We start from the raw sequence: 20111 nt of genomic DNA on the forward strand, positions 1-20111 counted from the left end.
TGAGGGAATGCATGCAAATCAAGCGCAAAGCACGGATCTTGATCGGCACGGTTACCGCCCTGGCGTTGACCGCCGGGCCGGTTCTGGCCGAGCCGATCAGCCTTGCCGATGCGGTCAGCATGGGCCTCGCCCGCAGTCCCGAGATTGGCCAGGCCCAGGCCCGCGTCCGCGCCGCAGAGGCCGGGCGCGACCAGGCCGAACGCGAATGGATGCCGCGCATCGAAGCGACCGGAGTCTATGGCTGGCGGCATCTCGAGAATGCGCCGCGCATCAACCTGGGGCTGTCTGCGGTCAAGACCCGCCCGTTTTACGCCACGATCAGCCTTAACCAGTCGCTGTGGGATTTCGGCCGCCGCCAGTTCGCCTCCAAGGCGCAGGAAGGCCGGATGATCGCGGCGGGCTGGGATGAGCAGGCCACCGGCGAATATGCCGCCTATGCGATCGCCCGCGCCTATCTGCAGGTCCGGGTCCAGCAGATGATTGTCGAGGGGGCGGAAGAGAACCTGTCATTTCACCGCGACCTGTTTGCCGATGTCGGTGAAGCGGTCGATCGCGGGGTCCTGACCATCGCTGAAAAGCAGCAGGCCGATGAACGGCTGCAGGGCGCGATCCTGGCGCTCGATCAGGCCCGCGCCGAACGCGATACGGCCCGCTCGGAACTGGCGCTGCTGCTCGGCATCTCGGAATTCGACCTGCAATTGCCGCCCGATCCTGAAGCGAAATTGCCGGCCACGCTTGAGGACGCATTGGCGGTCGCCCGGATCAACGATCCGCGCCTGCGCAGCGCCGAGGCGCGGGTTCGTTCTGCCCAGGCCGGGGCGGGCCGGGCCTGGAGCGAATATGCGCCGCAATTGGGGGTCCAGGGCACGATCCGCTATGGCGAAGACTTCGAAGGCTACCGCGGCACCACCAAGGATTACGAACTGCTGCTTGTGGCGCGCTGGACCCTGTTCGACGGCGGGATCAATTCGGCCCGGGTGCGCGAAGCAAAGGCCGGAGTGGACGAGGCCCGCTTTGCCCTGGCCCAGGCCGACCGGGAGAGCGAGCTGGCGATCCGCAAATCGTGGATCGCGATCGAAGACTGGAAGGCCCGGCTCAAGATCCAGCGCGACCGGCTGAAAGTCGCCCGCGATCTGCGCATTTCCTATGTCGAGCAATTCGGAATCGGGCGGCGTTCGCTGCTTGATCTGCTGGCGGCGCAAAGCGCGGTTTTCAGCGCGACATCGGAAGTCAATGTTGCCCAGCACGGCTTGTGGCTGGCGCAATATGGTCTGCTTGGCCAGATGGGCGGCCTGCGCGATTTCCTGGGCGTAACCGAACGCAAGCTCAGCGCGAAAATGTACGGGCCGCGTTAGCCGCTTTACCCAAAATGAAAGCCCCGCCCGGGTGGCCGGGCGGGGCTTGATTTCATCGCGCTGCCGCGCGTTACTTGACGACCACCTCGACCCGGCGCGCGGCGTCCTTGGCGACGCTGGCGTCGGTCACGTTCTCGGGCTTGACAAGCACGGCCGAAGCTTCGGGAATGCCGGCCTTTACCAGAGCGGCCTGGACCGCCTGGGCGCGCTTCTTCGCCAGATCGGCGTTCATTGCGGCATTGCCGCTGGGATCGGCATAGCCCGAAATCGCCAGGCTTGAGCCGGGATTGGCTTCAAGCCAGCCCTTGAGCCCGCCTGCCGCCGGATCGAAGGCCGGGACGACATCGATCTTGCCGCTGTCGAAATAGACCTTGACCACCGGCTTGCCTTCGCGGCTTTCGGTGGTGACGCCGGCGCCGGTGGGGATCGTAACCGTGCCTTCGGCTGGAGCGGCAGCGAGTTCGGCGGTGCCGGCGGGTGCTGCGGCAGCCTCGCTGCCGGCAGCGACCGGGGCGGAGGTGGAGTCGGCGCCCGCTGCGCCATCGTCCGACGGGCCGCGCAGGAACAGCCACCAGGCCAGGAACAGCAACAGCGCAAGGCCAAGCAACCACCACAGCCAGCCGAGGCCCGAATCCTCGTCCTTGGCCGATCCGCTGAGCGACTGGGCACCCCCGCTGACCGCCGAGGCCGCCTTGCTGGCTGCCCCCGTGGCAAGCGACGCGGCGCCAGCGGCGGCAGCTCCGGCGGCACCGGCCACTGCAGCTCCGGCATCGGAGGCTGCAGCGACCGTAGCCTTGGCGGCATCGGCCGCGCCCGTGGTTGCGGCCTTGGCCGTATCGGTGGCAGCGCTGGCAACAGCCTTCGCGGTGTCGGCTACGCTGTCAGCCGCCTTGCCCGCTGCCTGCTTGGCCGCGGCCGGTGCCGCGCTGGCCAGGCCGAGCGCGCCGCCGGCTGCCGCCGTTGCAGCCGCTGCCGTGCCGGTATTGACGGACTTCTTGGTCGCCGCGGATTTCGTGGTTGAAACCTTGGCTGGGGCGGCAGCCTTCTTGGCCGGTGCAGCCTTGGGTGCAGCGGCTTTCTTCGCCGCTGGTTTCTTCGCGGCTGCGGCCCCTGCGGTTGCAGCGCCAGCAACTGCGGCGGCCGCACCGGCAGCCTTGGCAGCGCTCTTCTTCGCCGGAGCCTTGGTCGCTGCGGGCTTGGTTTCGGCCTTCGCTGTTGCCTTGGCAGCAGCAGGCTTCTTCTCGGTCTTGGCCGGAGCCTTTGCGGCAGTGGGCTTGGCCTTGGGCTCGAACAGGCCAAGCGCGCCAAAATTGTCTGCCAACAGGTAGTAAACGGTGACGCGGTTCTTAGTCCGATCAGCCTTCATCAAATCGCCTACTTTGGCGATTGCGGCATCGAGGACGCTATCTGTTTCGGTCCGGCCAAGCTTCTTCTTAAGAAAATTGTTGCGGACTCGGTCGAGTTCCTTCGGATCGGAAAACGATACCAGCGCAGAATCGCGATTTCGCAAGGCAATCCCGCAATAGCGGACGATGCCGGCGATGATCGCATCGTCAGCTTTGGCGGCGTATTTCTTGACATCAGCAGCCCAATCAGTTGCCATTTCCCACTCCCTACGACCTCGACAATCGGTGATTGTCTCAAAGCTTTGAGACCCGAAGCACCGGCGGGAACCTAGCGATTTATCGCGGGCGGTCTAGCTGGAAATAGTAGCAATTCAGGCGGCGAGACGAAGCTCGAGACGGCCCCAGACTTCCACCAGGGCCTTGGTCAAATCCTGCATCATCGACTCGGTGTGCGCGGGGCCGGGGGTGAAGCGCAGCCGCTCGCTGCCGCGCGGCACGGTGGGGTAATTGATCGGCTGAACGTAGACGCCGTATTCGGCCAAAAGGATGTCGGAGACCTTCTTGGCCTTGACCGGATCGCCGACCATCAGCGGGACGATGTGGGTGGTCGAGTCCATCACCGGCAGGCCGGCGTCGCGGAACTGCTGCTTGAGGAACGCCGCATTGGCCTGCTGCGCCTCGCGCTCGACCGAGCTGGCCTTGAGGTGGCGGACCGATGCGAGCACGCCCGCGACCAGCACCGGCGAAAGGCTGGTGGTGAAGATGAACCCAGGTGCATAGCTGCGGATCACGTCGATGATCCGGCTGTCGGCGGCGATATAGCCGCCCATCACGCCGAACGCCTTGCCGAGCGTGCCCTCGATGATGTCGATCCGGTGGGCCGCCGCATCGCGGTCGGTGATCCCGCCCCCGCGGGGGCCATACATGCCGACCGCATGGACCTCGTCGATGTAGGTCAGCGCGTTGTACTTTTCGGCGAGGTCGCAGATCGCGTGGATCGGGGCGACATCGCCTTCCATCGAATAGACGCTCTCGAACGCGATCAGCTTGGGCAATTCGGGGTCTTCGGCGGCGAGCAGCTCTTCCAGATGGGCCAGATCGTTGTGGCGGAACACGCGCTTCTCAGCGCCCGAATTGCGGATCCCGGCGATCATGCTGGCGTGGTTCAATTCGTCCGAGAAGATCACGCAGCCGGGCAGGATCTTGGCGATGGTCGAGAGCGTCGCGTCGTTCGAGACATAGCCCGAGGTGAACAGCAGCGCGCCGTCCTTGCCGTGGAGGTCAGCCAGCTCGGCTTCGAGATCGACATGGTAATGGGTGTTGCCGCCGATGTTGCGGGTGCCGCCCGAACCGGCGCCGACATCGTGCAGCGCCTCTTCCATCGCCGCGATCACCTTGGGGTGCTGTCCCATCGCGAGGTAATCGTTCGAACACCACACCGTGATGTCCTTGGGCCCGTTGTGCCCGGCAAAGCAGCGCGCGTTGGGATAGGCGCCCTTGTTGCGCAGGATGTCGATGAACACGCGGTAGCGGCCTTCCGAATGGAGCCGCTCGATCGCCTGGTCGAATATCAGATCGTAGTTCACGTGACTGGGTTCCCCCGGCATGCCGCCGTGTTTCGGCGCGCTCTACGCGAAGGAGTGGGCGATTGCGAGTCCAATCGCATTGCGCTGGATCAAACCGATGGGGAAGTAAAACCCTGACGCACGCCTGTCCGGTTCTGGGGATCGATTACCCATTCGTAGTCGTGCCCTGGCAGGACGACCAGCCCCGGGTTCTGCGCCTTGAGCGCCTGGATCGAGCGCAGCCAGGCGAAGACCTCGCGGCGCTCTTCGGGGGCCAGAAAGTCCCCGACCAGCCGGGAACGGGCGCGGGTTTCGGTCCAGTTCTGGGTGAAGGTCGAAATATCCCCGGCGAACAGGAATTCCTGCCCGCTGGCCAGCCGCACGAAGATCATCTGCGATCCGGGGGTGTGGCTGTGGGCAGGGATCACCACCACGCCGGGAGCGACCGCGACCGGAGCAGTGCCGGTGATCGCGGGCCGAGGCCTGGGGCCCTGCGGCCAGGGCAGCATTTCGCTCCAGCGGTTTCCCGAGATTTGCGCGGGATTTAGCCGCGCGGCTGCCAGCGCGGTCGGATTGTTCAAGGCGATCAGGCCGCCTTCGTGATCGATATGTTCGTGCGTGATCAGGATCAGTCCGGCATCACGCAATGCCGCTTCGATTCGGGCCTGCGCGGCGGCATCGAACTGTTCCATCCCCATATCGGTCGCCGCCGCTTTGGGTAGGCCGCTATCGATGACCACCGGCTTGCCGCCCTTGATCGGTAACCGCCAGGCCATCACGCCAATCAGCTTCCGTTTGAGGCCCGATCCGGCGACGAACAGATTGCCCGGCATGCGGCGGAAAGAGGACAGTTCGACCTCTACGGCATATGGCGCTTCCCCCGGGATGCTGGCGGCGAGCTGCCGCAGTTGGGCGATTGTGACCGGTTTAAGCTGGGCATCGCCGGGACGATTGTCGAGCAGCAGCCAGTAATAGGGCAGGCCGAGCAGCAGGATCAGGCCGAGCAGAAACCAGTTGAGGCGGCGGGTCATGTCAGCACCTCCATGCGGCCGAGGCCATAGCCGGCCAGTGCCGGAGCAAGGGCCGCGAGATCGGGTTCGGCCTTGGTGAACAGGGCGAAGTCGGGCCGGGTGCGGGTAAAGCCCTGGTCCTTGGTCAGGTGGACGATCCGCCGGGCGATGCCGGCCGCCCCGTCGACGAAGGTGACCTCTGGCCCGAACGCCGCGGCCAGTTCCTCGGTCACCAGCGGAAAGTGCGTGCAGGCCAGCACCACGGTGTCGATCGCTGCGCCGCCCGGCTGGTCGCGCAGCCCGGCAGCGGCGCGGGCGTAGACTGCGGGATCGACCGGCTCGCCGCGCAGCTTCGCCTCCGCCGCGCCGACCAGTTCCCCGGCGGCAAAGCGCAGCAGAACCTTGTCGGTGGCAAATTCGGCAGCGAGCCGGTTGACATAAGGCTGGCGGATCGTCGCTGCCGTGCCGAGCAGACCGATCGTGCCGCTGCGGGTACGTTCAGCAGCAGGCTTGATCGCAGGCACCGTGCCGACGATCGGAACATTGAGCACGTCGCGGACCATGGCCAGGGCAATCGTGCTGGCGGTGTTGCAAGCGATGCAGATCAGCCGCGGGGCATAGCGCTCGCTCATCCGCCCGAGCAGCCCGCAGACCCGCGCGGCGACCTCCGCCTCGGTCTTGGTGCCATAGGGCAGTCCGCCATTGTCCGCGGCGTAGATCACCGGAGCACCGGGCAATAGACGACGCACTTCGGCCAGCACCGACAGTCCGCCGACCCCGGAATCGAAGAAAAGCAGGGGAGCAGCAGAATCAACCAATCCGAACCAGTCCCGTCTGTCCTGAGCTTGTCGAAGGACCGTTCTTGACCCTACAAGCGCTGGGTAGACGAAAGTTCTGGGCTTCGACAAGCTCAGGCCGAACGGTTGGGGGTAGTAATGTATTCGCTTTACGCACTGGCCTTGGGTTACCTGCTCGGCTCGGTTCCGTTCGGATTGATCCTCACCAACCTGTTCGGCGAAGGCAATCTGCGCCAGATTGGCTCGGGCAACATCGGTGCGACCAATGTGCTGCGCACCGGCAACAAGGGGCTGGCCGCGGCGACGCTGCTGCTGGACGGGGCCAAAGGCTTTCTGGCGGTCTGGCTGGCATGGCGCTGGTGGCCGGAAGTTGCAGGCTATGCGGCGCTGGGCGCGGTGCTGGGGCATTGCTTCCCGGTCTGGCTGCGGTTCAAGGGCGGCAAGGGCGTGGCGACCACGCTGGGAGTCACGCTCGCGCTCGCGACACCGATCGGGCTGACCTATGCGGCAACCTGGCTGGTCATGCTGGCCGCAACGCGGATTTCCTCGCTTTCAGGTATGACCGCGGCGCTGGCCGCGCCAGTGGCGGCTTGGTTTTCAGGCAATCAGGCTTTCGTGCCGGTGCTGGCCGCAATTGCCGCACTGGTGCTGTGGCTCCATCGCGCCAATATTGCCCGCCTGCGCGCCGGGACCGAACCGAAGGTTGGGCAGAAAAGCTGATGACCGCGCTGTCGCAGGAGGAAGCCTTCGCGCGGATCCGCCTGCTGCGCTCGCCCAATATCGGTCCGGTGTCCTACCGGCAGCTGCTGCGCCGCTTCGGCTCGGCGCTGGCCGCGCTGGAGGCCTTGCCCGATCTGGCGGGGCGGGGCGGGGCGCAGTACCGCGCCGCTCCGGAAGAACGCATTTCGCGCGAGGTGGCGGCGGTTCGGGCCAGCGGCGCGCGCTATCTGTTTCACGACGGCGCGGACTATCCGGTCTTGCTGGCCGAGCTTGACAGCGCCCCTCCGATCCTGACCTGCCGCGGCGACACCGCGCTGGCGGCAAGGCCCTGCGTCGCGATTGTCGGCGCGCGCAATGCCTCGGCGGCGGCGGTCAAGCTGGCGCGGCAGTTCGCTTCCGATCTGGCTGAGGCCGGGATCGTGGTGGTTTCGGGACTGGCCCGGGGGATCGACGGCGCGGCGCATCAGGCGGCACTGGACGGCGGCACCATCGGGGTGATCGCCAGCGGCATCGACATTGCCTATCCACCCGAGCACCTCGATCTGCAGGAGCAGGTCGCCACGCGCGGACTGCTACTGGCCGAACAGCCGCCGGGGACCGACCCGCTGGCCCGCCATTTTCCCTCGCGCAACCGGATCATCGCCGGACTGGCAGCGGGAACAGTGGTGGTCGAGGCCGCGCCCAAGTCCGGCTCGCTGATCACCGCGCGGCTGGCCGGCGAAGCGGGGCGCGAGGTGATGGCCGTTCCCGGTTCTCCGCTTGAGCCACGCTCGCAGGGCTGCAACCAGCTGATCCGCGAAGGGGCGGTACTGGTGCAATCGGCGGCTGACGTGATCGAACTGGTAAGCAGCTTCGACGGCACCCCGCGATCGGCCTTCCGCGAAAGCGCGCCCGGCTTTGAAGCGCTGCCCGAGGATTTGGGTGAGGCCCCAGCCGATGTCACCGCGCTGCTCACCACTGCGCCGGTCGCGGTGGACGAACTGATCCGGCAGAGCGGCGAAAGCCCTGCCTCCGTCCAGCTTGCCCTGCTCGAGCTGGAGCTGGCCGGTCGGCTGATCCGCCACGCTGCTGGACGGGTCAGCCTGTCCGGATGAATGATACTTTGTAACATTCACATTCGGTTCATCGCCGAAGCGACACGCTCCACCTCTGCATAACCAAGGAGGGACCGGATATGCGCCGCTTCGTTTCCACGCTCGCCGTCGTCGCAGTACTGGTTCAAGGACCGGTGGTCGCTTCCGCTCAGGACCAGGCAGCCAAGCCAATAGCCGAAGGCCGCGGGCTGTGCTCGCCGCTGGCGTCACTGCCCCGGCTAGCCCCCGAAACGCAGGAGCAACAGAACCAGGTCAAGCCAAGCCCGCGCTCTGTTGCGGGCAAGGCATCCGTCTATCCCTCCGCCCCGCCACCACCGCCTCCACCCCCCCCGCCAGCTCCGATGATGGCAGACGCTGCCGCTCCTGCCGGTGTGGCCGATGCGGCAAGCGAGAGCAGTTCGGGCGAGATCGTGACGACCGCCAGCCGCCGCGAAGAACCGTCCATGCCCTATCCGGGGCCGCCGAGGCGTTATCAGCCGCGCCCGCAATCGGGCCTGCTGACCGCGGGTGAGCACGACGATCTGCTCAATCCCGAACTCTACGCCAGTTACGTGCGGCGTTCCAACCTCGGCCAGGAGATCCAAGGACTGCCCCATCTCGATACCGGGCGCGTGTTGACCGTGACCGTGCGTGACGATGCCGGACGTCCGATCCCGTTTGCGCGGGTCGAACTGGCCTGCGCTGACGGCAACAGGCTAATCTTGAGCTCGCTGGCCGATGGCACGGTGACCTTTTTTCCCGAGGTTGATCGGCTGGGCAGTAAGGTCCGGGTCCGGGTCAGCGGTGAAGCATGGCGCGACGTGACGATTGCGCCGGGCCGGGGCGGGCAGCGGGTCGATTTCACCCTGAGCCAGCAGGCGCAGGCTGTAAAGAAGCTAGACCTGATGCTAGTGATCGACACCACCGGATCGATGGGCGATGAAATCCGCTATCTCCAGTCCGAACTGGCATCGATCATGCGCTCGCTGCGTCAACGCCATCCCGGGCTCGATCTGAAGATCGGGTTCGTCTTCTACAAGGACGTGGGTGACAACTATGTCACCAGCACGGTGCCGCTGAACGGCGATTTCAATGCCGCGCAGGGCGCACTCAGCCAGCAATATGCCAGCGGCGGCGGGGACTATCCCGAAGCCATGGAGCAGGCCCTGATCCGCGCCGCCGAGCAGCAATGGCGCGCCGATGCGGTCCACACCATGCTGCTGGTGGCCGATGCCCCGCCGCATGACGAGAATTTCGGCACCACCTGGCTGGCCGCGCGGCATCTGCGCGCAAGCCGGGTCCAGATCGTCCCGGTCGCTGCCTCGGGCGTGGCCGACAAGGCTGAATACGCAATGCGGGCGATGGCTGCGCTGACCCAGAGCCGCTACACCTTCCTCACCGATGACAGCGGGATCGGCAATGCCCATGCCGCCCCGGCGATCGACTGCTACCTCGTCACCCGGCTCGACGCGCTGCTGCGCCGGGTGATCGACAGCCAGCTTTCGGGCCGCCGAATCGAGCCCGAGCAGCAGGAGGTGATCCGCAGCGTCGGCCAGTACGACAATGGCCGGTGCATAATCCCGCCTGGCGGCTTGCAGGAGCAATAGCGTCGGGGCACCACCGCGCCTTCAGGCTAGAGGGAGGGCATGGATGGGCAAGTTTCCCGCACGGATGTTCCGCTGGGCCGCGATCTATGGTGCGCTGGTCCTGACCCCGCTCTATTTCACCCCGCTGCCGCCGGTGATGGGGGAGACCTTCCTCGGCTTTGTTGGCCTCGCGCTGGTGTTCCAGGGGGTATTCTGGGTGATCGGCGGCGATCCGGTGAAGTACCGCGCGCTGATGCCGCTGGCGGTGGCAGAAAAGGCGGTGTTCGGCGTGCCTGCGCTCTTGCTGTTCGCCCAGGGCTATCCGGTCGCCGCGCCGGTCGCGGGTTTTGCTGCGATTGACATCCTGCTCGGAATTGGGTTCTTCATCGCCTGGCGGAAAGTTCTGGCAGCCTCCTGATCGGCAAGCAGATTTCGCATTGCGAGGGGGAAAGACATGGAAGCCAGAGCGGTCGGTCTGGGCGAGATTCTAGACGAGACCAAAGCCTTGCTTCGTTCCCATCCCGCCGGGCTGGTCGGAACATCGTTGGCGATCGGTGCGAGTTATACGGCACTGGATTTCGCCACTTTGCAGATGGAAGAATCCGGCGGCCTCATATTTGCTGCCTTGCTGGTCAGCCTCACGGTCACGGTCTTCGTGCAGTATCTCGTGACCGAAAAGCTGCTCGCTGATCGTTCAGTGCCAGGTCGTGCATCGACAAATCGCCGCTATGGTTCATTATTCGGGGCCTTGTTACTCAGCGGGCTTGGGCTCGGTGCGGGATTGCTCTTGCTTGTCTTGCCGGGCCTTTACCTGGCCGCGCGCTGGTTGACGGTTACGCCGCACCTCGTCGAGGGAAGTCTCACCGCCAACGAAGCCCTTGGCCAAAGCTGGGATGCTTCCGCGCAAGCGGTTCCGGCTTTCATTGTGGTAATCATTTTGACCGTTACGGCGATGCTGCCGGGGATGGGTCTGCTGTTCCTTCCCGAAGCTAACGCGGGCGGCGACATTGCGTTCGGCATTACGGCTCTCAGCAATTTGCTGCTTGGATTCTCATCGGTCTTTGGCTGGACTATTGCGGTGGGTGCATATCGCCGGCTCGTTCCGCTTGGCGATGGCTTGCAGCAGGTTTTCGACTAGCAGCCCGGCTGCTTGCTGACCTCGCTGCTGCCGCGTTCCGGACCGTCGACTGATGGCCCTTGACGGGTACCCAACCGCCCCGTCACCCTCGCGCGTGTACACATACGCGTAAGGGGCCGTTCCGAAAACCATGCAACTTGTCATCGTAGAATCCCCGGCCAAGGCCAAGACCATCGAGAAATACCTGGGCAAGGACTACAAGGTCCTCGCCTCCTACGGCCACGTCCGCGACCTGCCGCCCAAGGATGGCTCGGTCCGCCCGGACGAGGACTTCGCCATGGACTGGGAGCTGTACGGCGACAAGGCGCGCCAAGTGAAGGCGATCACCGATGCCGCCAAGACCGCCGACCGCCTGATCCTCGCCACCGACCCTGATCGCGAGGGCGAGGCGATCTCTTGGCACGTGCGCGAACTGCTGGCCAAGAAGAAGGCGCTGCCCAAGGAGGTTGAGCGGGTCACCTTCAACGCGATCACCAAGGACGTTATCCTGGCGGCGATGAAGGCCCCGCGCGAGCTCGATCAGGATCTGATCGACGCTTACCTGGCCCGCCGCGCGCTCGATTACCTGTTCGGCTTCACCCTTTCGCCGGTGCTGTGGCGCAAGCTGCCCGGGGCCAAGAGCGCGGGCCGGGTTCAGTCGGTCGCGCTGCGCCTGATCTGCGAGCGCGAGCACGAGATCGAACTGTTCCGCCCGCAGGAATACTGGTCGGTGCTGGCCCGGCTCGAACACCTCGGCACCGAATTCGCCGCGCGGCTGGTCCGCTTCGATGGCGAGAAGCTGGAGAAGCTGAGCCTCGGCAATGCCGGCAGCGCAGACCGGGCCAAGGCCGCGGTCGAATCCGCGCAGTTCCGCGTCGAGGAGGTTGAGACCCGGCCGACCCGGCGCAACCCCTGGCCGCCGTTCACCACCTCGACCCTGCAGATGGAAGCCTCGCGCAAGCTTGGCTTCTCGGCCGCGCATACGATGCGGGTGGCGCAGACGCTCTACGAACAGGGCGCGATCACCTATATGCGGACCGATGGCGTGCAGATGGATTCGAGCGCGATCTCGGCCGCGCGGGTGGCAATTTCAGAGCGCTACAAGAACGGCCATTACCTGCCGGAAAAGCCGCGCCACTATGAAACCAAGGCCAAGAACGCCCAGGAAGCCCACGAAGCGATCCGCCCGACCGATTTCGGCAAGGACAAGTACGGCAGCGGCGACGAAGGGCGGCTGTACGAGCTGATCTGGAAGCGCGCGATCGCCAGCCAAATGGCCAGCGCCAATATCGAACGGACCACCGTCACCCTGCGCGACCCGACCGGCAAGCACGAGCTGCGCGCCACCGGCCAGGTGGTCAAGTTCCCTGGGTTCCTTGCGGTCTACGACGAAACGCTCGACCAGAAGCCGGGTGACGAAGAGGACGAGAGCGGGATGCTGCCGGTGCTGATCCAGGGCGACAGCCCGGCCAAGCGCGGCGTCGATGCCAGCCAGCACTTCACCCAGCCGCCGCCGCGCTACAGCGAGGCGACCTTGGTCAAGCGGCTGGAAGAGCTCGGCATCGGGCGCCCCTCGACCTATGCCGCGACAATCCAGGTGCTGAAGGACCGCAACTATGTGCGAACCGAAAAAAACCGTTTCTTCGCAGAGGAAAGCGGGCGACTTCTCACCGCTTTTCTCGAGCGGTTTTTCCCGCGCTATGTCGCCTATGACTTTACCGCCGGGATGGAGGACGAGCTTGATGACGTCTCGGGCGGGCGCGAGGACTGGAAGGCACTGCTCGCCAAGTTCTGGAAGGATTTCAAGCCCAAGAGTGACGAGGTGATGGAACGCAAGCCCTCGGAAGTGACCGAGGCGCTCGACGAATATCTCGACGATTACCTGTTCCCGCCCAAGGACGATGGCGGCGATCCGCGCCAGTGCCCGCAATGCGGGGTGGGGCGGCTCAGCTTGCGCGGCGGGCGGTTCGGGGCCTTCGTCGCATGCTCGAACTATCCCGAGTGCAAGTTCACCCGCAAGTTCGCCCAGCCTGGCGGCGCGGCGGCGGGTGAAGAGGGCGAAATCGGCAAGCATCCCGAAACCGGCGAACCGATCACCCGCAAGGTCGGCCGGTTCGGCCCCTACATCGAGATGGGCAGCGGCAAGGAAGCCGCGCGCAGTTCGATCCCCAAGGACATTCCCGAGCTCGATCTGGACTGGGCTGTGAAGCTGCTCAGCCTGCCGCGCGAGATCGGCGCGCATCCCGAAACGGGCGAAGTTATTACTGCTTCGATAGGACGTTACGGGCCATACCTCGCGCACAACGGCAAGTATGCCAAGCTGCGCAGCACTGCTGAAGTGTTCGAAACCGGCATGAACTCAGCCGTCGCCAAGCTGGCCGAGGCAGCCAACGGCCGGGGCAGGGGGGCGACGGCGGCTGCCGAACCGCTCAACACCTTCGGCCCGCACCCCGAAAGCGGCGGCGAGATGAAGCTGATGGCCGGGCGCTATGGCCCCTACGTCACCGACGGCACCACCAACGCCACCCTCCCGCGCGACAAGAAGCCCGAGGACCTGACGCTCGAGGAAGCCGTGGTGCTGATCACCGAAAAGGCCGCCAAGGGCCCGGCCAAGAAGGGCGGACGCAAGAAGGCGGCGCCGAAGAAGAAGGCCCCGGCGAAGAAGAAGTAGAAACCCCTCCGCCCCTTCGGGGCACCTCCCCATCGCAAGTCGATAGGGAGGATCGGCAACCACTCGTGATCCTCTCCATCGCCTTGCGATGGGGAGGTGGCGCGCGCGAAGCGCGTGACGGAGGGGCTCTTCTGTCCTACAACCGCGCAATGGCCGAACAATTCACCAAACACCGCCAACCCTGGAAAGCCGATGAGGTCGCCAAGCTGCGCACGCTGGCCGCCAAGGGCAAGGGCCTCAAAGAGATCGCCAAGGCGCTCAGCCGCAGCGAGGAATCGACCAAGGAGCGGGCCAAGATCGACGGGATTGGGATTGCGAAGTTGCGCTAGCGCACCCACTCCAACCCCAGCTCCTCGTAGATCTCCTTGTCGTCGCTCCACTTTTCGTCGACCTTGACGTGAAGGTACAGGTGGACAGGTACGCCCAGCAATTCGGCCAGTTCCTTGCGCGCGGCCTCGCCGATGGCCTTCAGTTTTGACCCGCCCTTGCCGAGCACGATACCCTTCTGGCTGTCGCGGGCGATCACGATCTGCTGGTGGATTTCGACCGAGCCGTCTTTCCGCGCGGTGTAGCTTTCGGGGCGGACGGTGCTGTCATAGGGCAGTTCGTCGTGAAGCTGGCGGTAGAGTTGCTCGCGGGTGATTTCGCAGGCGAGCAGGCGTTCGCTGGCGTCGGAGACCTGGTCCTCGGGGTAGTGCCACGGGCCTTCGGGCATCAGCGCGGCCAGCCGCTCCTTCAGCTCGGGCACACCGTCGCCGGTCAGGGCGGAGATGAAGAACACTTCGTCGAACGGTGCCTTGCCCTCTTCGTCCGGCCCGGCCAGTGCCTGGGCTGAGACCAGCAGCGGCTCCTTGGCCACTTCATCGACCTTGTTGAGCACCAGGATCTTGCGCTCCGGGCGGTCCTTCAGGCTGTTCAGGATCGGCTCGAGGTAGTCGAGCTTCTTCTTGCGGCCATCGACCACCAGCAGGATCGCATCGGCTTCGGCCGCGCCGTCCCAGGCGGCATTGACCATCGCCCGGTCGAGCCGGCGCTTGGGTTCGAACAGGCCGGGGGTGTCGGCCAGGATGATCTGGGTTTGCGCGCTGTCGGTCTTGGCCAGCGCGATCCCCATCAGCCGGGCGCGGGTGGTCTGGGCCTTGGCGGAGACGATCGCCACCTTCTGCCCGACCAGCGCGTTGACCAGCGTGCTCTTGCCCGCATTGGGCGCGCCGAGAACGGCAATGAGGCCGCAGTGCTGTGTCATCCAAACCTCTTCATGAATTCCTGCGCGGCCAGCGTTTCCGCGTCGCGCATGCTTGATGCGGTGGCTTCCGCCTCGCCGACGCCGTGAACGCTGACCGCCACGGTGAAGCGGGCCGCGTGATCGGGGCCGGAGCGTGCGATCAGGCGGTATTCGGGCATGCGGCGCTTGTTGCCGGCGGCCCATTCCTGCAGCGCCGACTTGGGATGCTTGGACTTGCCGGCCTGGCCCGCGACCATGTCGGCCCACAGGCGGCGGACCATCTCGGCGGTGGCTTCGAAGCCCTGCGTGACGAAGCTGGCGCCGATCAGCGCTTCCATCACATCACCCAGGATATTGTCGCTGTCATGCCCGCCATCGTCTCGCGCCTGCTTGCCGAGGCGGACGTGCTGGCCAAGCCCGATCTGGCGCGCAACCTTGGCGCAGGTGGCGCGGCTGACCAGAGCGTTCAAACGCTGCGAGAGCTTGCCCTCATCGCCGGTATCGAGCTTGTAGAGCCACTCGGCGATAACCATCCCCAGCGCCCGGTCACCCAGGAACTCGAGCCGCTGGTAATCGCGAGGTGCGCCGGTGCTGCCGTGAGTCAACGCCTCGAGCCACAGCGCCTCGTCAACCGGAGGCCGGCCGGCAATGGCGGTAAGGAATTCGTGGGTTTCCTGGCCGAGCACGCGCTTAGAAGGTGCCGCCGATGCGGTTCCAGCGCGCGGCAGTGAACCAGGTCCACGGCTTGATCCATTCTGCTCCGCCGTCGGTCGACCACATCATTACCGAAGCGCGGCCGATCACGTTGTCGACCGGCACGAACCCGATCCCGCCGCCGACTTCGGCCGGGAAGCGGCTATCCTCGGAATTGTCGCGGTTGTCGCCCATCAGGAACAGGTGACCTTCGGGCACCGTGAACACCTCAGTGTCGTCCGACGGCTTGTTGAACAGGTCGAGCACTTCGTAGCTCTTGCCCTCAGGCAAGGTCTCCTTGAAGCGCGGATAGGCGCAGACGTCGATGCCTTCGGCGTTCTTGGCCTCAAAGCTGGTCGACAGGCAGTGCGTATTGGGGCTGACCGGCACTTCGAACGGCGCCATTGCCTGCTTGGGGATCGGTTTGCCGTTGAGCCAGACTTGGCCGGCCTTCATCTGCACGGTATCGCCGGGCAGGCCGATCACGCGCTTGATCCAGTCATCCTTGCCCAGCGGCGGGTTCTTGAACACCACCACGTCGCCGCGCTCGGGCATCGATGCGAGCACGCGCTTTTCCGGCAGCAGGCCGACACCGAACGGCAGCGAGCGGCTGGAATAGCCGTAGGGCCACTTGGCCAGCAGCAGATAATCGCCGTTGAGCAGCCGCGGCAGCATCGATTCACTGGGGATATAGAACGGCGCGAAGATGAAGCTGCGGAAGATCACCACCACCAGGAACAGCTTGAGCAGGAAGACCGGAAACGAATCTTCCTTTTTCGCGGGTTTTGCGGCGGGTGCGATGTCTGCAACGGTATCGTTCATAAGCCTGTCCATGTTGGCAGCCCGCCCGCTCGTCAAGTGCTTACGGGATGGGCCCCTGAATGCGTTTTCCGCGCTTGGCCTGAAGCAACAGGGCAGGCATAGGCGCTTTCGACCAAAGGCAGGAGCGAAACGATGAGCGAAGCAGTGGCAGCGGCATGGCAAGTGCTTGAGAAGCTGGACAAGCCCACGCTGAAAGCGCTGTTCGCCGATCCCGCGCGGGTTCAAGCCTGGTCAAGCCGGCTCGATCTGCCCGGCGGAGCGATCCGCTTCGACTGGTCGAAGACCCACCTCGATGCTGCCCACGGCGCGGCTTTCGTGGCGCTGGCCGATGCGGTGGGGTTCAAGGCCCGGCGTGGGGCGATGTTCGCGGGCGAGGCGATCAATGTCACCGAAGGCCGCGCGGTGGAGCATACCGCTCAGCGCGGGGTCGGACGCGATACCTCGGTCGAGGAGGCGACCGCGCTGCACCTCAGGATGAAAGGCCTGGTCGAGGCGATCCACGCCGGGGTGCTGGGCGAAGTCCGGCACCTGATCCACATCGGCATAGGCGGTTCGGCGCTTGGGCCGGCGCTGGCGCTGGATGCACTGACCCGCGATGGCGCCAAGGTCGATGTCCATGTCGTCTCGAACATCGATGGCTGCGCGCTCGAAGCCGCCTGCCGGGCCTGCGATCCCGCAACGACGATGATCGCGGTCGCCAGCAAGACCTTCACCACGACCGAAACCATGACCAACGCCGAATCCGCGCTGGCCTGGCTGCGCGAAGCCGGGGTGGCGGATCCTTATGGCCGGCTGGTGGCGCTGACCGCCAGCCCGGACAAGGCGGTCGAATGGGGGGTCGATGAAACCCGCGTCCTGCCGTTCCCGGAAAGCGTCGGCGGGCGCTATTCGCTGTGGTCGTCGATCGGCTTCCCGGTCGCGCTGGCGCTTGGCTGGGACGATTTTGCCGAGTTTCTGGATGGCGCGGCGGCGATCGACCGGCACTTCTTCGAAGCCGAAGGGCTGGACAACCTGCCGCTGCGCGCGGCCTTTGCCGATCTCTATTACGCGCGCCTTCGCCATTGCCAGACCCGCGCCTGCTTTGCCTATGACGAGCGGCTGCGGCTGCTGCCGAGCTATCTCCAGCAGCTCGAAATGGAATCGAACGGCAAGAGCGTAAAGGCCGATGGCTCGCCGATCGACGGCCCGACCGCGCCGATCACCTGGGGCGGGGTAGGGACCGACGCGCAGCACGCGGTGTTCCAGTTGCTGCACCAGGGCAGCCACATGGTTCCGGTCGATTTCATTGCCGCGGTTATCCCCGGCGACAGCCTCGACCCGGCGCATCACCGCAACCTGTTGGCCAACTGCTTTGCCCAAGGCGCGGCGCTGATGGCCGGCAAGGACAGCAAGGACGGCGCGCGCGCCTATCCGGGCGACCGGCCCAGCGCGACGATTCTGTGCGAGGACCTCAATCCGGCCACGCTTGGCGCGCTGATCGCGTTCCACGAACACCGGACCTTCGCCAACGCCGTGCTGATGGAGATCAACGCCTTCGACCAGTTCGGGGTGGAACTGGGCAAGGAGATCGCCAAGTCGATCCTCGGCGGCGGGGTGCAGTTCGATGCCAGCACCGAAGCGCTGCTGGCGGAGGCGGGGATCAAGTAAGAAGGGGTTCACGCAGAGGCGCAGAGAAGAAAGGGAGGCGCAGAGATGTTGTGCTTTTCGCCGCAGGCGCTTTCTCATGGAGCGTTCGGCAATGCGCGCGGTTTGAATAGCAGGCGGCTTCGCCGAAAGCGCTACTCCTCTGCGCCTCCCTTTCTTCTCTGCGCCTCTGCGTGAACCCAATCAAACACTACCTATCACTCTGACCAGCAAAACCGTTTGGCAATCCGGCCCGGTCCGCCCCATATCCCCGTCCATGACAGACTTTGACTTTGACCTGTTCGTAATCGGCGCCGGCTCGGGCGGGGTGCGCGCATCGCGGATCGCCGCTTCGCATGGTGCCCGGGTAGCCGTGGCGGAAGAGTTCCGGATCGGGGGGACCTGCGTGATCCGGGGCTGCGTGCCCAAGAAGCTGCTGGTCTATGCCAGCCACTTTGCCCACACCCTGCACGATGCGCCGACCTATGGCTGGACCCTGGGCGAGAGCAGCTTTGACTGGGCCAGGCTGCGCGATTTCGTCGCCAGCGATGTCGACCGGTTGGAGCGGGCCTATACCAACACGCTCGACAGCAACAAGGTTGAGCACTTTCACGAACGCGCGGTGGTGACCGGACCCAACACGGTGCGGCTGGCCAGGGGGCGCGAAATCAGCGCCAAGATCATCCTGATCGCGGTCGGCGCCTGGCCGGTCATGCCAGAGATTGAGGGGGCCGAGCACTGCATCACCTCGAATGAAGTATTCCACCTGCCCGAACTGCCAAAGCGGATCGTGATCCAGGGTGCGGGCTATATCGCGCTGGAATTTGCCGGAGTGTTCAACGCGCTGGGCAGCCAGGTGACCGTGGTCAACCGCAGCGACAAGATCCTGCGCGGCTATGACCATGACCTGACCGACCGTCTGCTGTCGATCCTGCAGGCGCGCGGGATTGAATTCGCTTTCAATCACCCGATCGAGCGGGTCAGCAAACAGGACGATGGCTCGCTGCTGGTCCGCACGGCTGGCGGAATGCTCTTCAATGCCGACGCGGTGATGGTCGCCACCGGGCGCAGGCCCAAGACCGACGGGTTGGGGCTGGAGAACGCCGGGATCACGCCGGGCGCGAACGGCGAAGTGCCGGTCGACGAATACAACCGGACGAGCTGCCCCAGCATCTATGCGGTGGGCGACGTGACCGACCGGGTCCAGCTGACCCCGGTGGCGATCCGCGAAGGCCACGCCTTTGCCGATACGGTGTTCGGCAACACGCCCCGCACCACCGCCTATGACCATATCCCCAGCGCGGTCTTCACGCAGCCGCCGATCGCTTCGGTCGGCCTGACCGAGGAGCAGGCGCGGATGGTTCACGGCCATGTGAAGGTATTCAAATCCGACTTCCGGCCGATGCAGAACATGTTCAGCGCGGCGGCCGAGCGCGGTTTTTACAAGCTGGTGGTCGATCCCCAGACCGACATGGTGCTGGGCGTGCACATGGTCGGCCCGGATTCGCCCGAAATCCTCCAGGCCGCGGCGATTGCAGTGAAGGCCGGGCTGACCAAGGCAGACTTCGACGCGACCGTGGCCTTGCACCCCAGTATGGCCGAGGAACTGGTGCTGATGCGCTAGGTTGCATTCCGCAACCAATCCACTAGGCTCCCCGCGATAACGATTGGGGAGAATGCAATGCAGCTGGCCGGCAAGACCGTGCTCGTCACCGGTGCGACCGACGGGATCGGCGCGCACCTGATCCGCCAGTTGCGCAGCAAGGGCGCGACCGTGATCGCCTCGGGCCGCAATCCCGAACGCTGCGCCGCCACCCGCGCCGATGGCTTTGAGGTGATCCAGGCCGATCTCTCTTCGCCTGCCGGGGTCGATGCATTGCTGGCGGGGCTGGGGGACCGTCCGATCGACGTGCTGCTCAACAACGCCGGGGTTGGCACCAATTATGACTTTCGCAGCGGCGAAGTTGACCTGCCCGGGGCAGAGCAAACCTATTACCTCAACCTCCACGCCCCGACCCAGCTGATCGCGCGGCTGATGCCGGTGCTGAAGGCTCGCGGCGAGGCAATGATCGTCAACGTCACCTCGGGCCTCGCGCTCGCCCCCAATGCCGGATCACCGGTCTATTGTGCCAGCAAGGCCGGGCTGCGGTCATACACCCTGGCCCTGCGTGCCCAGCTGAAGGGCACCGGGATCACGGTGGTTGAGGCCTTGCCGCCGCTGGTCGATACCCAGATGACCGCGGGGCGCGGCAGCAACAAGATGGCGCCGGCCGAATGCGCCCGGCAGATCGTGACTGGGATGGAACGCGGGAGCGAGACGATCAACGTCGGCATGGTCAAGCTGCTGCAGCTGGTCCACTCGATCTCGCCCGCACTGGCGCGCGCAATCATGATCCGGTTCTAAAGGGGAGAAGGCATATGGCAGGCACCGTATTTGTTTCCGGGGGCAGCGGTTACATTGCCGGGTTCCTGATCCGCAATCAGGTCTGATAAACCGAATTCGAAGCG

At 65.3% G+C, this 20111-nt stretch carries 18 protein-coding genes; 11 read left to right on the forward strand and 7 right to left on the reverse strand.

Going from position 1 to position 20111, the window contains the following annotated elements; genetic code table 11:
- Positions 1-11: 11 nt before the first annotated feature.
- Positions 12-1355 carry a TolC family protein gene (locus B2V17_RS02985; protein WP_292995050.1) on the forward strand — a complete coding sequence of 448 codons (1344 nt, stop codon included), beginning with the start codon at positions 12-14 and terminating at the stop codon, positions 1353-1355.
- Between the two features lie 70 nt (positions 1356-1425).
- Here the strand turns inward: B2V17_RS02985 and B2V17_RS02990 are convergent, their stop codons facing one another.
- The 4 genes from B2V17_RS02990 to murI form a co-directional block, all read right to left on the reverse strand.
- Entirely contained in the window at positions 1426-2958 is a 1533-nt protein-coding gene (locus B2V17_RS02990) for a DUF2853 family protein (RefSeq protein WP_292995052.1), read from the reverse strand.
- A gap of 114 nt (positions 2959-3072) precedes the next feature.
- A complete protein-coding gene (gene hemA / locus B2V17_RS02995) occupies positions 3073-4287 on the reverse strand; it encodes a 5-aminolevulinate synthase (RefSeq protein WP_292995054.1) in 1215 nt (404 codons plus the stop codon).
- An 89-nt stretch (positions 4288-4376) separates the two neighbouring features.
- Positions 4377-5297 (reverse strand): MBL fold metallo-hydrolase, encoded by a 921-nt coding sequence (locus tag B2V17_RS03000; RefSeq protein ID WP_292995056.1) that lies wholly within the window; start codon positions 5295-5297, stop codon positions 4377-4379.
- Positions 5294-6094, reverse strand: coding sequence for a glutamate racemase (gene murI, locus B2V17_RS03005; protein ID WP_292995058.1), 801 nt, complete (start codon positions 6092-6094; stop codon positions 5294-5296). The genes B2V17_RS03000 and murI overlap by 4 nt, the downstream gene beginning before the upstream one ends.
- Positions 6095-6211: 117 nt before the next feature.
- Between murI and plsY the strand changes: the two genes are divergently transcribed.
- From plsY to B2V17_RS03040, 7 genes are all read left to right on the forward strand, one after another.
- On the forward strand, positions 6212-6793 hold the full coding sequence (plsY, locus tag B2V17_RS03010; protein ID WP_292995059.1) for a glycerol-3-phosphate 1-O-acyltransferase PlsY: 582 nt from the start codon (positions 6212-6214) through the stop codon (positions 6791-6793).
- Positions 6793-7887 (forward strand): DNA-processing protein DprA, encoded by a 1095-nt coding sequence (gene dprA, locus B2V17_RS03015; RefSeq protein WP_292995061.1) that lies wholly within the window; start codon positions 6793-6795, stop codon positions 7885-7887. Before plsY ends, dprA begins: the two co-directional genes overlap by 1 nt.
- A gap of 341 nt (positions 7888-8228) precedes the next feature.
- The gene (locus B2V17_RS03020) at positions 8229-9473 is read left to right on the forward strand and encodes a VWA domain-containing protein (protein WP_292995063.1); all 1245 of its coding nucleotides are present in this window, start codon (positions 8229-8231) and stop codon (positions 9471-9473) included.
- Positions 9474-9516: 43 nt separating this feature from the next.
- The gene (locus B2V17_RS03025; RefSeq protein ID WP_292995065.1) at positions 9517-9870 is read left to right on the forward strand and encodes a hypothetical protein; all 354 of its coding nucleotides are present in this window, start codon (positions 9517-9519) and stop codon (positions 9868-9870) included.
- A 36-nt stretch (positions 9871-9906) separates the two neighbouring features.
- Complete coding sequence (locus B2V17_RS03030) at positions 9907-10590, forward strand: hypothetical protein (RefSeq protein WP_292995067.1); 684 nt, start codon at positions 9907-9909, stop codon at positions 10588-10590.
- Positions 10591-10720: 130 nt separating this feature from the next.
- Complete coding sequence (gene topA, locus B2V17_RS03035) at positions 10721-13240, forward strand: type I DNA topoisomerase (protein ID WP_292995069.1); 2520 nt, start codon at positions 10721-10723, stop codon at positions 13238-13240.
- A 149-nt stretch (positions 13241-13389) separates the two neighbouring features.
- Positions 13390-13569: a hypothetical protein gene (locus B2V17_RS03040; protein ID WP_292995277.1), complete on the forward strand. Its 180-nt coding sequence runs from the start codon at positions 13390-13392 to the stop codon at positions 13567-13569.
- On the opposite strand, the gene era is transcribed toward B2V17_RS03040, so the two are convergent.
- Genes era through lepB form a run of 3 tightly spaced genes read right to left on the reverse strand, consistent with a single transcriptional unit; the run spans position 13566 to position 15980 of the window.
- Positions 13566-14486 carry a GTPase Era gene (era, locus tag B2V17_RS03045; RefSeq protein ID WP_292995071.1) on the reverse strand — a complete coding sequence of 307 codons (921 nt, stop codon included), beginning with the start codon at positions 14484-14486 and terminating at the stop codon, positions 13566-13568. The genes B2V17_RS03040 and era overlap by 4 nt on opposite strands.
- Entirely contained in the window at positions 14483-15151 is a 669-nt protein-coding gene (gene rnc, locus B2V17_RS03050) for a ribonuclease III (protein WP_292995073.1), read from the reverse strand. The genes era and rnc overlap by 4 nt, the downstream gene beginning before the upstream one ends.
- Before the next feature lie 4 nt (positions 15152-15155).
- A complete protein-coding gene (gene lepB, locus B2V17_RS03055; protein WP_292995075.1) occupies positions 15156-15980 on the reverse strand; it encodes a signal peptidase I in 825 nt (274 codons plus the stop codon).
- Positions 15981-16112: 132 nt separating this feature from the next.
- Here lepB and pgi point away from each other — a divergent pair, with 132 nt between their 5' ends.
- The 3 genes from pgi to B2V17_RS03070 all read left to right on the forward strand — a co-directional run bounded on the left by pgi (position 16113) and on the right by B2V17_RS03070 (position 20007).
- Positions 16113-17627: a glucose-6-phosphate isomerase gene (gene pgi / locus B2V17_RS03060; protein WP_292995077.1), complete on the forward strand. Its 1515-nt coding sequence runs from the start codon at positions 16113-16115 to the stop codon at positions 17625-17627.
- Positions 17628-17880: 253 nt separating this feature from the next.
- Positions 17881-19227, forward strand: a complete 1347-nt coding sequence (gorA, locus tag B2V17_RS03065; protein ID WP_292995080.1) for a glutathione-disulfide reductase — start codon at positions 17881-17883, stop codon at positions 19225-19227.
- Between the two features lie 57 nt (positions 19228-19284).
- The gene (locus tag B2V17_RS03070) at positions 19285-20007 is read left to right on the forward strand and encodes an SDR family oxidoreductase (protein ID WP_292995082.1); all 723 of its coding nucleotides are present in this window, start codon (positions 19285-19287) and stop codon (positions 20005-20007) included.
- The last annotated feature ends 104 nt before the right edge of the window (positions 20008-20111 follow it).

Source organism: Novosphingobium sp. UBA6272, assembly GCF_002440635.1.
Lineage (GTDB): Bacteria > Pseudomonadota > Alphaproteobacteria > Sphingomonadales > Sphingomonadaceae > Novosphingobium.